The sequence below is a fragment of the Pseudalkalibacillus sp. Hm43 genome, assembly GCF_051842935.1.
Taxonomy (GTDB): domain Bacteria; phylum Bacillota; class Bacilli; order Bacillales; family Fictibacillaceae; genus Pseudalkalibacillus.
Window position 1 is genome coordinate 2604961 of sequence record NZ_JBPXRR010000001.1, and the last position, 15545, is coordinate 2620505.

The 15545-nt window shown below is 44.3% G+C and carries 17 protein-coding genes; 2 read left to right on the forward strand and 15 right to left on the reverse strand.

Features of this window, described 5'->3' with window-relative positions; all coding sequences use genetic code 11:
• Positions 1-27: 27 nt before the first annotated feature.
• Together ACSVDE_RS13680 and ACSVDE_RS13685 are read right to left on the reverse strand one after the other, a co-directional pair.
• Positions 28-696, reverse strand: coding sequence for a class I SAM-dependent methyltransferase (locus tag ACSVDE_RS13680; RefSeq protein WP_439301427.1), 669 nt, complete (start codon positions 694-696; stop codon positions 28-30).
• 66 nt (positions 697-762) lie between these two features.
• Positions 763-1683 (reverse strand): Nif3-like dinuclear metal center hexameric protein, encoded by a 921-nt coding sequence (locus ACSVDE_RS13685; RefSeq protein WP_439301428.1) that lies wholly within the window; start codon positions 1681-1683, stop codon positions 763-765.
• A gap of 304 nt (positions 1684-1987) precedes the next feature.
• On the opposite strand from ACSVDE_RS13685, the gene ACSVDE_RS13690 reads away from it, so the two are divergent.
• Positions 1988-3214, forward strand: a complete 1227-nt coding sequence (locus ACSVDE_RS13690) for an O-antigen ligase family protein (protein ID WP_439301429.1) — start codon at positions 1988-1990, stop codon at positions 3212-3214.
• Positions 3215-3369: 155 nt separating this feature from the next.
• On the opposite strand, the gene ACSVDE_RS13695 is transcribed toward ACSVDE_RS13690, so the two are convergent.
• From ACSVDE_RS13695 to ACSVDE_RS13735, 9 genes are all read right to left on the reverse strand, one after another.
• On the reverse strand, positions 3370-4122 hold the full coding sequence (locus tag ACSVDE_RS13695; protein WP_439301430.1) for a CAP domain-containing protein: 753 nt from the start codon (positions 4120-4122) through the stop codon (positions 3370-3372).
• A 565-nt stretch (positions 4123-4687) separates the two neighbouring features.
• Positions 4688-5794, reverse strand: coding sequence for a DEAD/DEAH box helicase (locus ACSVDE_RS13700; protein ID WP_439301431.1), 1107 nt, complete (start codon positions 5792-5794; stop codon positions 4688-4690).
• Between the two features lie 98 nt (positions 5795-5892).
• Entirely contained in the window at positions 5893-6321 is a 429-nt protein-coding gene (locus tag ACSVDE_RS13705; protein WP_439301432.1) for an OsmC family protein, read from the reverse strand.
• A 15-nt stretch (positions 6322-6336) separates the two neighbouring features.
• A complete protein-coding gene (locus ACSVDE_RS13710; RefSeq protein WP_439301433.1) occupies positions 6337-6897 on the reverse strand; it encodes a TetR/AcrR family transcriptional regulator in 561 nt (186 codons plus the stop codon).
• 102 nt (positions 6898-6999) lie between these two features.
• A complete protein-coding gene (locus tag ACSVDE_RS13715; protein WP_439301434.1) occupies positions 7000-7632 on the reverse strand; it encodes a DsbA family oxidoreductase in 633 nt (210 codons plus the stop codon).
• A 157-nt stretch (positions 7633-7789) separates the two neighbouring features.
• Complete coding sequence (locus ACSVDE_RS13720; protein ID WP_439301435.1) at positions 7790-8713, reverse strand: DNA-3-methyladenine glycosylase family protein; 924 nt, start codon at positions 8711-8713, stop codon at positions 7790-7792.
• A complete protein-coding gene (locus ACSVDE_RS13725) occupies positions 8673-9221 on the reverse strand; it encodes a methylated-DNA--[protein]-cysteine S-methyltransferase (RefSeq protein ID WP_439301436.1) in 549 nt (182 codons plus the stop codon). The genes ACSVDE_RS13720 and ACSVDE_RS13725 overlap by 41 nt, the downstream gene beginning before the upstream one ends.
• A gap of 3 nt (positions 9222-9224) precedes the next feature.
• Complete coding sequence (locus ACSVDE_RS13730) at positions 9225-9791, reverse strand: bifunctional transcriptional activator/DNA repair enzyme AdaA (protein WP_439301437.1); 567 nt, start codon at positions 9789-9791, stop codon at positions 9225-9227.
• A 129-nt stretch (positions 9792-9920) separates the two neighbouring features.
• The gene (locus tag ACSVDE_RS13735; protein WP_439301438.1) at positions 9921-10664 is read right to left on the reverse strand and encodes an SDR family NAD(P)-dependent oxidoreductase; all 744 of its coding nucleotides are present in this window, start codon (positions 10662-10664) and stop codon (positions 9921-9923) included.
• 223 nt (positions 10665-10887) lie between these two features.
• Between ACSVDE_RS13735 and ACSVDE_RS13740 the strand changes: the two genes are divergently transcribed.
• On the forward strand, positions 10888-11760 hold the full coding sequence (locus tag ACSVDE_RS13740) for an esterase/lipase family protein (protein ID WP_439301439.1): 873 nt from the start codon (positions 10888-10890) through the stop codon (positions 11758-11760).
• 41 nt (positions 11761-11801) lie between these two features.
• On the opposite strand, the gene ACSVDE_RS13745 is transcribed toward ACSVDE_RS13740, so the two are convergent.
• The 4 genes from ACSVDE_RS13745 to ACSVDE_RS13760 form a co-directional block, all read right to left on the reverse strand.
• A complete protein-coding gene (locus ACSVDE_RS13745; protein ID WP_439302006.1) occupies positions 11802-12719 on the reverse strand; it encodes a thermonuclease family protein in 918 nt (305 codons plus the stop codon).
• Positions 12720-12865: 146 nt separating this feature from the next.
• The gene (locus tag ACSVDE_RS13750) at positions 12866-13966 is read right to left on the reverse strand and encodes a S8 family peptidase (protein WP_439301440.1); all 1101 of its coding nucleotides are present in this window, start codon (positions 13964-13966) and stop codon (positions 12866-12868) included.
• 39 nt (positions 13967-14005) lie between these two features.
• Positions 14006-15106 carry a S8 family peptidase gene (locus ACSVDE_RS13755; RefSeq protein ID WP_439301441.1) on the reverse strand — a complete coding sequence of 367 codons (1101 nt, stop codon included), beginning with the start codon at positions 15104-15106 and terminating at the stop codon, positions 14006-14008.
• 153 nt (positions 15107-15259) lie between these two features.
• Entirely contained in the window at positions 15260-15511 is a 252-nt protein-coding gene (locus ACSVDE_RS13760) for a hypothetical protein (protein WP_439301442.1), read from the reverse strand.
• Between the last annotated feature and the right edge of the window lie 34 nt (positions 15512-15545).

Here is a 15545-nt window from a genome sequence, read left to right on the forward strand (position 1 = left end):
AAAAAGCTGGCCTGTTGGTCAGCTTTTTTATTTGGTTGCAGCAAACGCATACAAGAAAGATAAGGAGGACTTGGCAACCCAATTGTCTTTGAGAAGTGGAATGATATTGGAGTCCGGCCTGTTCTTTCCGGAATACACCCCGTAGTTTTCTTTATGTGTAAAGCCATGCTCTTCCATAAGCCGATGTAGTTCCCACGGCATCATCATGTTATGGACAACCTCTTTTCCATAAAGGCGATCATATGCACTTGTTCTCGGTACAGCATATGGGCCAAGAGTGACCGCTACGAATTTACCGTCTTTTTTCAAGACACGCGAGGCTTCTTTTATCAGTTCGTGTGGTTGATTCGTCCATTCCAGGGATGTACAGGCAAAGACGACATCAAATGCTTCATCGGGGAATGGAAGTCTGTTATCGGTACACACATGGGCTTCCACACCACGTGTGCCCGCTTTTTGTACCATTTCTGGTGAATGATCAGCACCGATTGCGCAATGACCTGACTGGTTCATGCGTTTCGTGCTTACACCAGGACCGCACCCAAGATCCAAGATTTTCTGAGGTTGGTTTCCGATGAAATTGAAGAAGAATTTTAGAATTTCAGCACGTGGTCCTTTTTGCCAAATCGATTCCATCTCATCCCACCAAGCTGCTTGTTCATTCCATCTGTTGACGCTCGATTTTGCCCAATTCAAACGTTTCACCCCCCCTAGGTCAGTCGAATTCCCTTTTTATTATTCGAGTATATGTTCCGTTCTCCATTACAACCACCATTTGTGTTGATGAAGTAAACGAACATTCACTGAAGGGAAGTGATCCTCAAACCATTTTTTCATTTGAGTTTTCATAACGAGGAATTCAGAGGACGAGTGGGATACACCCATCAATGACATATTGGTAATTGGCACATAATTCATCATCTCTTTGTACTTCTTCTGTCCATACTCGTTATCAATATGACAATGGACTTCACCTGTTATGTAGGCTTGTACACCCCGGTCCTCTGCATCTTTCATCGCTTCGACCGAATCTCCACACCCGGCTACGATAGCGACCTTTTCAATCTGTTCGTGGTGCACACCTTCAAAATCCAGATATGGAATTGCAAAAATATCTCTAAGCTTATGCGCGAGTGTTTTCGTATTCGTTTCTTGAATGGTTGCAATCAAGCCTACGTAACCAGTGTTTTTATAAGGGAGAAAACGGTCTGTCACCTTCGCATCGAGCGCTTCAGCAATTGCCAAACCGGTACTGAGTTCGTCATGATAATCCATTGGCACGTGACATGTGTAGACGCTAAGCTTCTTTTCTTTCAGTTGGTGTATGTACTGTTCCTTGATCGGGACGAACCCTCTTCCAGATGCTCCTCTCGGATCTCCGCATTCCATCAAAAGTGGGTGATGCATGAATAGGAGGTCTCCTTCCTCCGCTTGTTGGATGAAGCTTTCTAACACCTCATCCGTCGGAAAAACAGCAAGGTATACCGTTTTGACCGTTTCGCTCCCCCGCATCATAACGCCGTTGAACCGTTGGACAAAATCCTCTTCAAAAAAGGATCTCCAATCAAAACCGATTGGGTCGTAAACCATCGGGATGAAACGGCTGAACGCCGGATCTTCAGGTAACTCCTTCACTCTGAAGTAGTCATTCAGTTCCTTCTCAATTTTCGTTAATGAAATCATATGTATCGCCCCCCTCTATTCTCTTTATAGTCGACTATACCACAGTACCTTCACGGGACCGAACCTGGCACTGTCTAGGACCCCCTGAGCCACGCGATTTGTTTGAGAGTGCCAGGCACCGATCAGGAGCCCTTCTCCGACAAGGGTTCTGAATCGGTACCTGGTACCGAAACATGAAGGTACATTAGGATTTAGACATCGTAAAGTTATTATGTTGTTATTGTAAAATCGGACTCTTCTTACTTCCACTTTTGTATGATGATTATTATAAATTTATCTCATCACTTAGAAGAAGAGGTTTTCAATGATGATGTCTCTATCCGTCTTTGCCAAGAAGCATTTCATGACAATCAGTATCATCCTGTGCTTCCTATTACCGCCGCTGGGCGTAACCCTAATGCTTCTCATCGGTTGTTATTCGTTGAATAAAGCGTGGAAAAACAGGTTAAAAGTAAACCTGACACCTGGTTTATTCCTGCTTTGCTGTATGTTCATTTCATCGCTTGGAGCAGGAGTGGTCATGAAAGATCACTCTTATTTTCTTGTATCAGCTCTAATGCTCGCCTACATTGGTTTATATATTAAGATAACGAAAGAATGCGTTATGAAAACTTTTTCCGTCTATAAATGGATCACGATTTATGGATGCTTATACTTTTATGGATTGTATCCCTTTCAAGAAGTGACCATCCATCCAACTATTAAGAACTATCTGGCAGGCACAGCCTTACTCGGAGTCGGAGATGTAAACCATTACCCGAGGCTGATCGGTGCTGCATACAATCCGAATTTTTCGGTAACCATCTTGCTTTTAGGACTCGCTTTTCTATTGGCGGAGCTGTTGAAGAACCTAAGAAATGCCGCTTATGTAAAAGTCGGCTTTCAGTCCATCGCGATAATAGCAATCATTCATGCGATCATTCTTACAGGTTCAAGAGCCGGTTTTGCCACAATGTCGATTATTTTCGTCCTTTTTTGCTTTCGATGGAACAAGGTGGTCACACTCCTCTTCACATTGATGTTAGCCGTCCAATACAAATTCATCTTGGAATGGATGCCGAGAAATGAAAACCTATTTGAATCAGCCGAAACAAGAAAAGATATCTGGAAAAAATCCTTTGATCTATGGCAAGAGTATCCGTTATTCGGAATGACACCTTTAGGCTTTAGAGAAGAATATGTGTACATGTTCCATGAAGAGATACCACATGCCCACAATCTGTTTCTAGCGATGTTCGCAGAATATGGAGCATTAGGCGGCGTCGCTTTGATCGTTGTCGTACTGATTAACATCTATAAAGCATCATCCCTGTTCCTGATCAAGTATCAGAGCTTGAATTTGGATACATTTTTGTTGTCGCTTCCGGTCATTTTTTTGACAGGGATTTTCGATTACGTCATCTTCTCACCGCAGGTTGCTGTGATGGCAATCCTGCTCATGGCATCCTGGGACAAGTATACAGCGCGAATTCCGTTATGGGATCTGCAATTCTTCAGTATCCCTTACGAACGCTACCGGTACTATTTATAGGGCAGTGCCAGGTATAGAAATCCATCCCTACAGCCGCAAGGGTTCATAATTGGTGCCTGGCACCGATTTGCACCCCTACAGCGCCAAGGCTTCTCGATCTGTACCAGGCACTAATAAAAGAGACTGGATCGCATGCGATCCAGTCTCTTCCTTGTTTATTTCTCGATGAACATCTGTGTCCAGTACGATCCTTGGTTTCCACCTGTCGCGTGCCCGATCCCGATATGGGTAAGCTCTCGATTCATGATGTTACGTCGGTGTCCTGGGCTGTTCATCCAATCTTTTACAACCTGTTCAGCCGATTGCTGACCAGCTGCAATGTTTTCAGCTGCGGTTTGGTAAGATACGCCGAACTCTTGCATCATCTGGAAAGGTGAGCCGTAGTTCGGTGAGTTGTGAGAGAAGTATCCATTTTCCAACATGTCATCGGATTTCGCTTGAGCTACCTCAGCAAGCTTAGAACTTGCTTTCAGGTTCGGTAGTCCATTTTTCGCTCTTTCCTGGTTGGTCAGGTCGACCACTTCTCGTTCAATTTGACTCATTGTCTTACCATCTGCAGATGGCTGGGTCTTTTGCTGATCCTGACCTTGCTGTGGATCAGCTTGTTGGTAATTTCCTCGATCAGCAGGCATACCTCCACCGTTTTGACCACGGTACTGCGGACCATTACCTCTCATTTCCCCAGAAAACGGCACCTCTAATCGATATTGCCCTTGACCACCGTACCAAATCGGACGGAACCGATCATTGTTCATACGAGTACGCAGGTCATCATTGTTGTATCGATTATCATTGACCGTTTTAAGTTGCATACCTTCTTCGTTATTGTCTGTATCCATATTACATCCTGCCAAAGCACCTAATGACAGGACAGCAGTAAGACTTAAGGTTACGATCTGTTTTTTCATGCACTGATCTCCTTTATTGAAGGTTTTGCCTTCTTAATGTTTGCATGATTGAACAAAAGAAACCTGAGTAACACTTGGTGCATAGGGAAAATTACGGTAATCATAAAATCTCTGCAGTATCACAAAATAATCGTAAATATAAAAAAGTCTTACCACTTCATTGTGATAAGACTTGAACATCATATGGATATGCGATTTTTGATCTTTGATAATTTACGGTACGTTTTTATCGAAGTCACTTTTCCAGATGACTGAGCACCTAAAGACATAGCACGCTTTCTCCAAAAGAGTACTTTATAGTCACTGAAAATATAGATTAAAATCAAATAAAAAAAGATCGGAATACTTGAAACTAAATACATAAAAAACGTGTGACCTGTTCCATTCAATGGAGTCTGTGCAAAAACTTCATCACTTAAGATCAACCAAAAAAGTGGTACACTAGTAAAGAGTTTTTTCATGGTCGAACTACCCCCTTGCTTGATTTCCATACATAATTTTACTCTTTTCTGCATGGGAATATTGTGACGAAAATCGCACATTAATGAATGGGGAACAGTCCATTTTAATACTTATCTCGCTCAATTTTTTTATCGATTCCTTTTTCAATCGAAGCTAATGTAGAGAGATCCTTCGGTGCAATAAACGTCACTGCTACCCCAGTCTCACCAGCACGTCCCGTTCGACCGATCCTGTGCGTGTAGCTATCAGCATCAAGCGGAACATCATAATTGAAAATATGCGTTACACCTTCAATGTCAAGTCCTCTAGCAGCAATATCAGTAGCCACAAGTAAATGAATCTGACCTTCTCTAAAACGTTCCATTACTTCTTCCCTCTTAGCTTGAGTCAAACCACCATGCAGCTCATCCGTTAGATAACCCTTTTCTTGAAGGGCAGTATTCAGCTTCGTCACCCGCCGCTTCGTCCGGCAAAAGATGATGCCAAGTAACGGCTGCTCAGTCTTGATCGTTTTCAGAAGGGCTTGTTGTTTTTTACGATCCGTCGTTTCAACGACATACTCCTTGATTTCATGAATGTCCAAATCACGGAGTGCCACCATGACTTGATCTGGATTGTTCATATATCGCTTCGTCAACTTCAGAATTTCAACAGGCATCGTTGCAGAAAATAGTGCTGTCAGCCGTTCCATTGGCAAGGCATCAATAATGGCTTCCGCTTCTTGTAAAAAACCGATTTGGAGCATTTGATCAGCCTCATCCAATACAAGCATGGAAACGGTGGATAAATCAATCGTCCCTCTTCGCATATGATCCAGAACTCGACCAGGGGTTCCAACAACGATGTGTACAGCATCTTCGAGTACTTTCATTTGTTTGTAGATATCCTGTCCACCATACACCGCTAGGACCTTGATGCCGGTCTCCTTCGTTAGCTTTCCAAGCTCTGATGTAATCTGCAGAGCAAGCTCACGTGTAGGCGCGAGGATCAAGGATTGAATGCGAGGATCGTCCACTCGAACCCTTTCAATCATCGGAAGCAGGAAGGCGATCGTTTTACCTGAACCAGTTTTCGCCTGACCAACGACGTCTTTTCCTTTCATCAACGACGGGATGGTGTCTTGTTGAATCTGAGTAGGTTCAACGATACCTTGCGCAGCCAATTTATCAATAAAGGTAGTTGTAATGCCTAGTGTATTGAAATTCGTCATTTTTTCACCGCTTTATGTAGGATATATGTTAGATTACTCCACTTTCCGTCAAAAGTAAAAAGCCCCTTCAAAAGAGAAGGGACTTCATCTATTAAAAGTTATGCTTTTTCCCAGTTTGGAACCATTTCAACGTCTGCTGCTACCATTGTCGTATAGATCGGGCAACGGCTGTCGACGATTTCTTGCAATTCCTTGATGCGGTCTTCAGACTCGCTTGTTTGAACTTTTGCGTTAACCGTGATCTTTTGGAAATAAGGACGAACGCTCTTGTCTCCCATCATTCCTTTTGGATCGATGTCTCCGTTGATCTCAAAATCGATTCCTTGCAAGTCGAAGTCGATCTCTTTTGCAACAAAGTTTGCGATTGCGTTTTCGCAACCTGCAAGTGAGATGAGCAGTGTCGCAAGTGGATTGGCACCATCATCGGTACCACCCATGTTTGCTGGTTCGTCAATTACGACGGTGTGATCGTGAGATTTACCTGTTGTGTTCATACCTTTTGATACAGCTGTAATTTTTTCAATCATTGCTGAATTCCCCTTTCAATGCTTTACGTATTGCGTTCTTATATTCTCGACGATATTTTGTAGAATCGTTAGATCCTGAAAATTCTTCATCAACAGGATGCCGCCTTCAATTTGGGCGACAACCGCTTGTGCATGTTGTCTTGCCTTGTCTTCTCCCACAAAGTCTTTCAAAACTTCCGCAAGACTGTTGATCCACTTTTCAAATAGATCATTGACTTTGGCACGGAAGGTTTCATCATGTTCACTCATCTCGAGTGCAAGGTTTCCGAACGGGCAGCCACGAAAGCTTGCTGATTTTTCATGATACGAAACCGCCCAATCAAGCATTTCATTCAGCTTCTCAACCGAAGGCTTGTCTGACTTGAGAATTGCTACTATGAGATTTTGCTCCCAGGTCCGGACGAATTGGTCCACGACTGCGATCCCTAAATCTTTTTTTGTTGAGAAGTAATGATAAAACTGCCCTTTTCCTATGTCAGCTGAATGAAGAATGTCGCTGAGCTTTGTATTTTCATATCCCTTTGAATGGATCAATTCAGCTGTTGTTGAAATGATGTGTTCTTTCTTTGTCGTCATAATTATCACCTGTTCAGTTTTCAATTGCCGACTCCTACCAACCAGTCGGTACAATTCAAACATAACATACTGAAATTTCCTCATTCAAGGTTCTCTCAAAAATCAGCAACCATCTGGTCCACAATAAAGCCCTTGTGCTCCGTCTTTTTCATTTTCAGCTTCAATCATTCTTTTCAAGACAGAAATCGGTTGTGCACCGACGGATGTCATTTCGCCATACTGATACGTCGGAACGCCTGTAATACCTTGTGCTTGTGCATCTTGCATGGAGTCGATGAGTCGGTTCTGATAAACCGGATTCTCAATTGCATGAAGAAGTTCATCGGGATCTAGTGATACTTTCTCTGCAATTTCTCTTAATACGTCATCATGACCAATATTCTTGCCTTCCACCCAATAAGCATGGAAAACCGTGTCGCGATATTGCGCTTCTTTTCCTTGGTCCTTCGCAAATTCAAATCCAAGCAAAGCTTTACGGGAATCGCTTGTCACTTCCGTCAACACTTCTGGCTTCATGTCGATTCCATGGCGATCCGCAAGCATCTTGACGTTTTCATACGCTTGCTTCATATAAGGGCTTGTCGAATCTGGTTGACCTTCTGGATGAAGCTCGAACTCTCTCCACTCCAATTCCAGTCCCGGAATCTCTTGCTGCAGTCGTTCTGCATTCACTTTTCCGATGTAGCAAAATGGACAAATGAAATCAGAGTAAACGACCAATTTTTTTGTAGACATGCTGCCACCTCCTAGGATGCGGTTGTGTCCAATGGCCTCTGAACATTGGACACTTATTCAACGACAGAACAAAACCAACCGGTTGGTACAATGCGAATGTATCACAGGACATTGTACGATGCAAAGCTTGATGCTCAAAGTGTGAGCTAGCTTACATTTACCCGTGTAAACTCCTCCACAAATAGAACACCGCGTACGCTTCCCATCCTTTCCAAGGCTTGAATATGGAACGGATTTCCTCTAAAGAAGGCTTTTTACTCCTTGCTAAGAGATGCTTCAACGCATTATGTAAGCCTGCATCGCCAATTGGAAAAGCGGAAGGATCACGAAGACAACGCATCATCACATAGTGGGCTGACCACGGACCAATCCCCCTGATGCTGAGTAGTTTTTCTTCTGCTCGTTCAGCTTCCATCTCCATTAAAGTGTCTTTGGAGAGCTCACCGTCAGACATCAACTTTGCGATATGTAGGATGTATTCCGCTTTTCGGCCGGTTAACTGCAGTGCCTTCAAATCCTCCACGGTTAATTCCGCAATTTTTTCTGGTGTCGGGAACAGCCAAAAAGACTGCCCATCCCATTCATAGGAGTCCCCGTAGGATTCGACTAACCGCTTTTTCACAGTATAAGCAAATGTTAAATTCACCTGTTGCCCAATCACGGCCCAGCAAAGCGCTTCAAAAAGATCCGGTACCCCGATTACTCTCAAGCCGGCATAATCTTGAGTCAATGCACCTAATATGGGGTCATTCTTAGCCATCCGATAAAAAGGTGCCATATCCGTTCGCAAATCCAACCAGTCTTTCACATACGCTTTGATGGGTTCATAGGAACTCGGTGTCCTGTTCAAACAACTGATCTGTAATTCACGTTCATTATTGGTGTTGATCTTAATGAGCGTGTACTCCCCATCCACTTCTAAAAGCTTGTAGACTGCTCCATCTCCTACTAGGTGCATACACTCCAGGGATGAGCGATTCAAATACACCAAGGCTTCTTCAAAATCGAAAAGCCCAGGTGTTGAAATCGTTACACTCGATTTAGAATTGGAATCTGGCATGGCCTTGTTGTGTAAAGTCATGATAACCCTCCAAGTGAAGCAATCGTTCTTTCGTTTTAAGTCCTCCACGAAAACCGGTGAGAGCGTTGCTTTTACCGATTACACGATGGCAGGGAACGACAATCGGAACCGGGTTCGCTCCATTCGCTGTACCGACTGCTCTGACCGCTTTCGGGTTCCCTATGGCATCTGCAATTTCAGAATAACTTCGCGTTTCTCCAAACGGAATATCTGTCAACGCTCGCCAGACAGAGGTCTGAAATGCCGTTCCTTTAAAATCGATCGGAACTGAAAACGCGTCACGCTTACCATCCAGATACTCAGCAAGTTGCTGTTTAAAATCCGCTATTTTCTCCTCATCCTCAATCAATTGAGCGTTTGGTACCTGTTTTTCGGTCCATCCCTTCAATGTCTCAAACGATTCAGTCGGCCAAGTGATTCGGCATAGCCCTTGATCCGTCACAGCTACATATAAATCTCGTCCTTCAAAAACAGCATGCTGAAATGTTCCCCAATACACGTTGCTCATCCTTCATCCACCTCCAACTGGTTCTAGTCGATATTCATTCGGCGTTGAGCCTGTCAGTTTTTTAAATGTTGCTGAGAAATGAGAGGCATTTTTGAATCCGACCGCGTATGCAATTTCCGCAACATTCAATTCCGTTGACTTCAATAAAATTTGTGCCTGTTCTACACGAAATTTTTGTACATGTTTGGTCGGGGTCAAACCTGTCACACGTTTAACGACTCGCTGCAAATGATACGGACTCATGAGAAGTTCGGCAGCAATCCTCTCAAGGGTCAGAGGTTCCCGGTACCGTTCTCTGATGTTTTTCAGCACTGCATCGGCAATCTCTGCATCCGGTCCATGCGATGACGGAGTCTCCGGCTTACATCTTTTACAAGGGCGAAAGCCTGCTTTGAGCGCTTCCTCCACTGAAGGGTAGATCATCACGTTTTCCGGCTTCGGCAGGCGCGACCGGCAAGACGGTCTGCAGACGATTCCCGTTGAACGGATCCCGACATAATACTTACCGTCATATCTTGTATCACGCTCGATCATCGTCTGGTACACCGATTGAAAAATTAGATCACTCACTCCGCTCACCCCATTCGTTTTACCACATTATAAACGAAAGGGACGCAACTGATAATACTCAGGGAATAGGACCGCAATTTTACAACATCAAAAAAAGCCAGAACCCCAAAGGATCCTGGCTCAATTCAATTAGTGTTCGTACATCATCTTCCTCGTCATTCCACCGTCGATGATGATATTCTCCCCATTTACAAAATCGTTCCGTTCATCTGTCAGGTAAAGACATGCTCGGGCAATGTCTTCGGGTTTTCCGACCCTTTTGGAAAGATGCTGGTCATGGTCGATGTCTCTCAACTGCTCGTAGTTTTCCGTTTGAATCCATCCTGGTGAAATCGCGTTGACGGTAATATCATCCTCTGCAAAAGAACGGGCAAGCGCATGTGTAATCGAAACGATTCCACCTTTGGAGGCTGCATACGCTTCTGAGTTCGGCTCAGACATCCCCGCTCGAGTCGAAGCGATGTTCACAATCGAGCCGCCCTGTTCTTTCATCACTTTGGCAGCTTCACGGGAACACAAGAACACACTCCTTAGATTGGTATTCAGCACATCATCCCATTCTTCAATCGTCAGTTCGTATGGTGACTTGAAGACGGTTACCCCCGCATTATTGATGAGGATGTCGATGCTGCCGAACTCCTGGATCGTCTGCACCATCAAATTGACCACATCGGCTTCTTCCCGTACATCTGTTTTGATGAAGAGTACCTTCCCTTCTCTTTCCGACAGTTCTTTTTCAAGCTCCCTACCAGCTCGATCATCCATATCGGCAAGTACCACACGCGCTCCAGCGCTCACATATTCAATGGCGATTCCTCTCCCAATTCCGTTCGATGCGCCAGTCACGATAACGACTTTATTTTCAAATGACATGACCGATTCTCTCCTCTACTTATATAATCTATTCTCCATTCCATACCCTCCAAGACTACCTCTCGAACCATAAGTTTCCTTTTGACAACGCTTTCAATGTCATGTTTTAATTATGACTAAGTTCATATTCACTTATGCTAGGAGACACGGAGACGCGCATAAATTCACTAGTGGATTTATGTGTGTCTCCTTTTTTTACATTCTAAAGAAAAGAGGAGATCCAATGGTCAAACAAATAAGCTTGTTCATTTCGATGTTGGTTTTCTTAAGTTTGCTTGGAACGGAGCATTCACAGGTCTGGGCTGAAAATGGTTCACAGGATGATTTCCTTAGTGAAGAGGAAGGTCCTCCGCCACCAGGTGCCAATGATCCACAATGCCGTCCAAGTGAGGAACACCCTGAACCGGTTGTCCTCGTACCAGGTACTTTTGAAACGATGGAAAGGAATTTCATCAATCTTTCCCCTATGTTAAAAGAAAAAGGATATTGTGTATTCGCGCTGAACTATGGATACGAAAACGGGATTCCTGCATCCGGTCCCATTGAACAATCGGCAGCGGAACTGAAGACGTTCATAGACAACGTGCTTGAGCTGACCGGCGCAGAGAAGGTATCAATTGTCGGTCATAGCCAAGGCGGTATGATGCCTCGTTATTACATGAAATACCTAGGAGGCGCAGACCAGGTGGAAGATCTCGTCGGTCTTGTCCCTTCCAACCATGGGACAGATGGTGTCGCAGGTTTCACTGAACTGACGACCACCGGTGCAGACGTGGCCTCCTGTACAGCCTGTCATCAACAGCTTACAGGTTCTGACTTTATAACGAACCTCAACAAAGGCGACGAGACACCAGGTGACACCTCGTATACGGTCGTCACAACCCGTAACGATGAAGTTGTCGTTCCCTATACCTCAGCCTTTTTGAATGGTCCCGATAAGAAGGTCGTGAACATTACGATTCAGGATTACTACCCATACGACCAGATCGAACATCAAAACATCGCGCAAGACCCTCTTGCCTTCCAGTTTGTATTTGATGCACTCGACCATGATGGACCTGCAGACCCTGACCGTGCTGTAGCACTATTCAAATGATTGAAAAAGGACTTCCGTTCATTCGGAAGTCCTTTCATAATCTAACATTCTTTCGGGTTTTCTGCTTTTTCATAACCTGCTTGAACCGCATCATTTTCATTCAAGAAAAAGACACGGTGTTCAATCGGGATCTCCTCCCATTTATCCGGTTCAACATATTTCTTCGTTTCATGGTGGCCGACAAACTTGTTCGGTCCTCCACGCTTATTGAAACGGAATTCGTATGGAAGCTCATCAATCGGTTGTTCAGGGTTCCATAAGCCTTTGCCTGCTTCCTTCGCTCTCACGACGGCTTCACCATAATCCTTGAAGTGATCCAAGTTCGGATATATGAAGTACGGAACGGCCATACCAAGCTCAATCATTTCCTTATTGATGTTTTTATTCTCTTTTATGACGATCGATAATAGACGTCCATATTGATCAAAGGGTTCATCGCCTACTTCAATTTCTACATTTTCGCTTAATGGTAAAAGGTTCTGGAGTTGCCGTGTAGCTTCTTCCGCATAATAGCCCTGGGAAGCTCCCTGATAATTCGTTTCTGGGGTATCGATGGAAACGAATCGGACCTTTGTCGTCCCTAACACAGGCTTTTCAAGATGGATGGTATCGCCGTCTACGACTTTTTTGACGGAAGAGGAAAAACGTCTTGGGGTTTGTGGTGGTTCGGTTTGTTCATCAGATTCTTCAACATCTGTGTCAGAAATGACATGCATCTCTTGCTGTTCTAGGCTGTCCAATTTCCCTGTAACATGAAACCATTTCCCTCTTTCAAGCCGGTCCAGCTTTTCTTTCGATTTGACCAGTACACTATACATGTTCTCATCGATGAAAGGATAGTTGAAGCCATCCTCCAACGGTTCTTCAGCTTTTCCAACGAGATAGCCGCTTACAGTCACGTCATTTCCTTTTAATTCGGACTTGTCCTGTTCCGCTAACTCTGCAATACGTACTTTCACATCTTTCAATCCATTCACCTTCTTTCACCAGGATATCCTCAGTGTAATATAAGAAGCGTGAATGTACTTGTAAAAACCATCCACATTACAAAAAATGAGGCTTAGTACGTATATTGCGTCATGAGTTTGTTTTTCCTGGAACCTCGTTAAGGACCGGTAATTTGTAGGAGCGCCGCATAAGCATTAATACGTCCATGCTCATAAAGGGTGCCAGTCCCGGAAATAGGAACTGCCGTTGATTCGATCGCATTCCGGACAATTGTGGGATCCGGTTCAAGCGAAGCCATCAAGGCGGCAAGACCGCTAACGAAAGGAGCGGATTGCGATGTCCCGGACAACGTTCCATAATCCGTCTGACCTGTTGAGTTTGCCGTAATCGGTAATGTCGATAGTATATCGACTCCTGGGGCAGCTACATCTACCCAACTAGCCCCAAAGTTCGAGAAGGATGCTTTCGCATCGTTCTGGTCTACCGCAGCAACGCTGATGACTTGTGCATAAGCTGCAGGATAATATTGTGCGGATGTGTTGTCATTCCCTGCTGCTGCAACTAATATGACATCGTTATTCGCTGCATATACAACCGCATTTTGGACGGTAGCACTGGCAGTCGGACCACTCAGACTCATGTTGATGACTTTTGCACCATTGTCTGTAGCATTGAGGATACCACTGGCAATATCACTGAAAAAGCCGATCCCATTATCATCGAGTACTTTGATGTTCATGATCTTCGGGTTGATGGCAAGTCCTGCAACACCAATTGCGTTTCGGGTGACAGCTGCAGCTATTCCAGCTACGTGCGTGCCATGTCCATTCAAATCTTGGGAAGTCGAAGAGGTGGAGAAGTTCACGTTCAAGACAATTTTTGCGTTTAGATCGGGATGGGCAGCGTTCACACCAGTGTCGAGGATAGCGATTTTTAGGAGAGAAGAGCCACGAGTAATGTTCCAGGCTCTTGTGGAGTTGATTTTCAGAAGACCCCATTGCTGATTGAATAGTGGATCGTTTGGAACTAGCTGTATCGACATCGTCTCATCCACTTCTGCATATTCCACTTCGGGTTTGTTTTCAAATCGACGTTTCATGCCATTTATGGAACCCGGTCGCACCCTTAATACATAAGCATTTAGTTGAGGAATTTCTCTTATGATTCGAACATTTTCATCTGAAATCATTCGTCGTGCTTCTTCTTCAGAAACTCGGGATTTCACACATACGATGAGTCGATCAGAAGTTTCTCTCAATTTGTTCACCTCCAATCTATTGAAAATTGCTAACTAGGATTATTGATTCGTTATCTTCAACAATGCGGCATACGTATTGATCCGACCGTTTTGATAGAGCGTACCCGATCCAGGAACTGGTACTGTAGTCGTTTCAATCGCATTTCGAACTTTACTTGCATCTGGCTCGAGGGATGCCATCAGAGCGGCTAACCCACTGACAAAAGGAGCGGCTTGCGAGGTACCGGAAAGATAACCGTAATCCGTTTGCCCCATCATATTAGTCGTCGTAGGCAAGGTGGAAAGGATGTCGATACCAGGAGCTGCAACATCAACCCACGCAGAACCGAAGTTCGAGAATGACGCTTTCGTATTGTCACGATCCAGAGCGGCAACACTGATGACTTCCGGATAAGCTGCTGGATAAAACAGATCGTCAGCATTGTCATTCCCAGCTGCAGCGACCTGGATGACACCATTGCTATCTGCATATTGAACGGCACTTTGGACGGTATTACTGAAAGAAGGTCCGCCGAGACTCATGTTGATGACTTTTGCACCATTGTCGGTCGCGTTGACGATTCCTTTCGCGACATCACTAAATGAACCGCTACCACTGTCGTCTAGTACTTTGATGTTCAATATTTTTGGATTGATTGCGAGACCCGCTATTCCAATTCCATTTCTAGTGACCGCTGCTGCAATACCAGCAACATGTGTTCCGTGTCCGTTGATATCCTGTGATGTTGAAGAGGTAGAGAAGTTCACATTCAGCGCCATTTTTTCATTTAAATCGGGATGACCTGCATTTACCCCAGTATCGAGGATGGCAATTTTAAGAAGAGAAGAACCACGGGTGACGTTCCAGGCTCTAGTCGAATTGATTTTTAACAAGCCCCATTGCTGGTTGAAAAGAGGATCATTCGGAGTGAGCTGTGTGAACATCAAACCATTGAATTCAGCATAGTCGACCTCTGGAAAATTGGCGAGGATACGAAGAGTGATGTTCATACGACTTGGGTCTACTTCAATGACATAAACGTAGATTTGAGGAATTCGATCAATCAACGTTCCTCCTACCAATTGGATAATTTCCAATGCACGACTGCTAGGAATACTCGGGAAGAAACGTATGACGATTTGATCTGGTAGAAAACTCATAATAATTTTGGTTTACCTCCTATCATTTCAGAGTTCCCTATTATTTTATGTAGTAGTGTTGATAGAGGACAGGGCTAGTAGAGAGGCTTTTCGGAAAATAGGTATATTTTTACAATAAAAATACCGCTTAGATCTGCTCTAAGCGGTTGCGTTTTACGTATAGAGTTCCGTATCACCTGACGCGTCATGTTCCTGACCTTCCTCGATGAAGTTGAGGACACTCTCCCCTTCATAGAAGTATGGATCCGTTTCTTTCAGCCAGTTTTGATACGCTTCGTAATCTTGTTGGAAAACGCCGGAATTGAAGCGATGCGCTTCCTGGTTGGTCGTCGTATCAATGACCACAATACCCCGGTACGAATCACGGTCCGGTTCATCATAATCACAAAGGACATAAAAACCCATACCATTCCCTCCTTGTATGCATGTCTAACCCTTA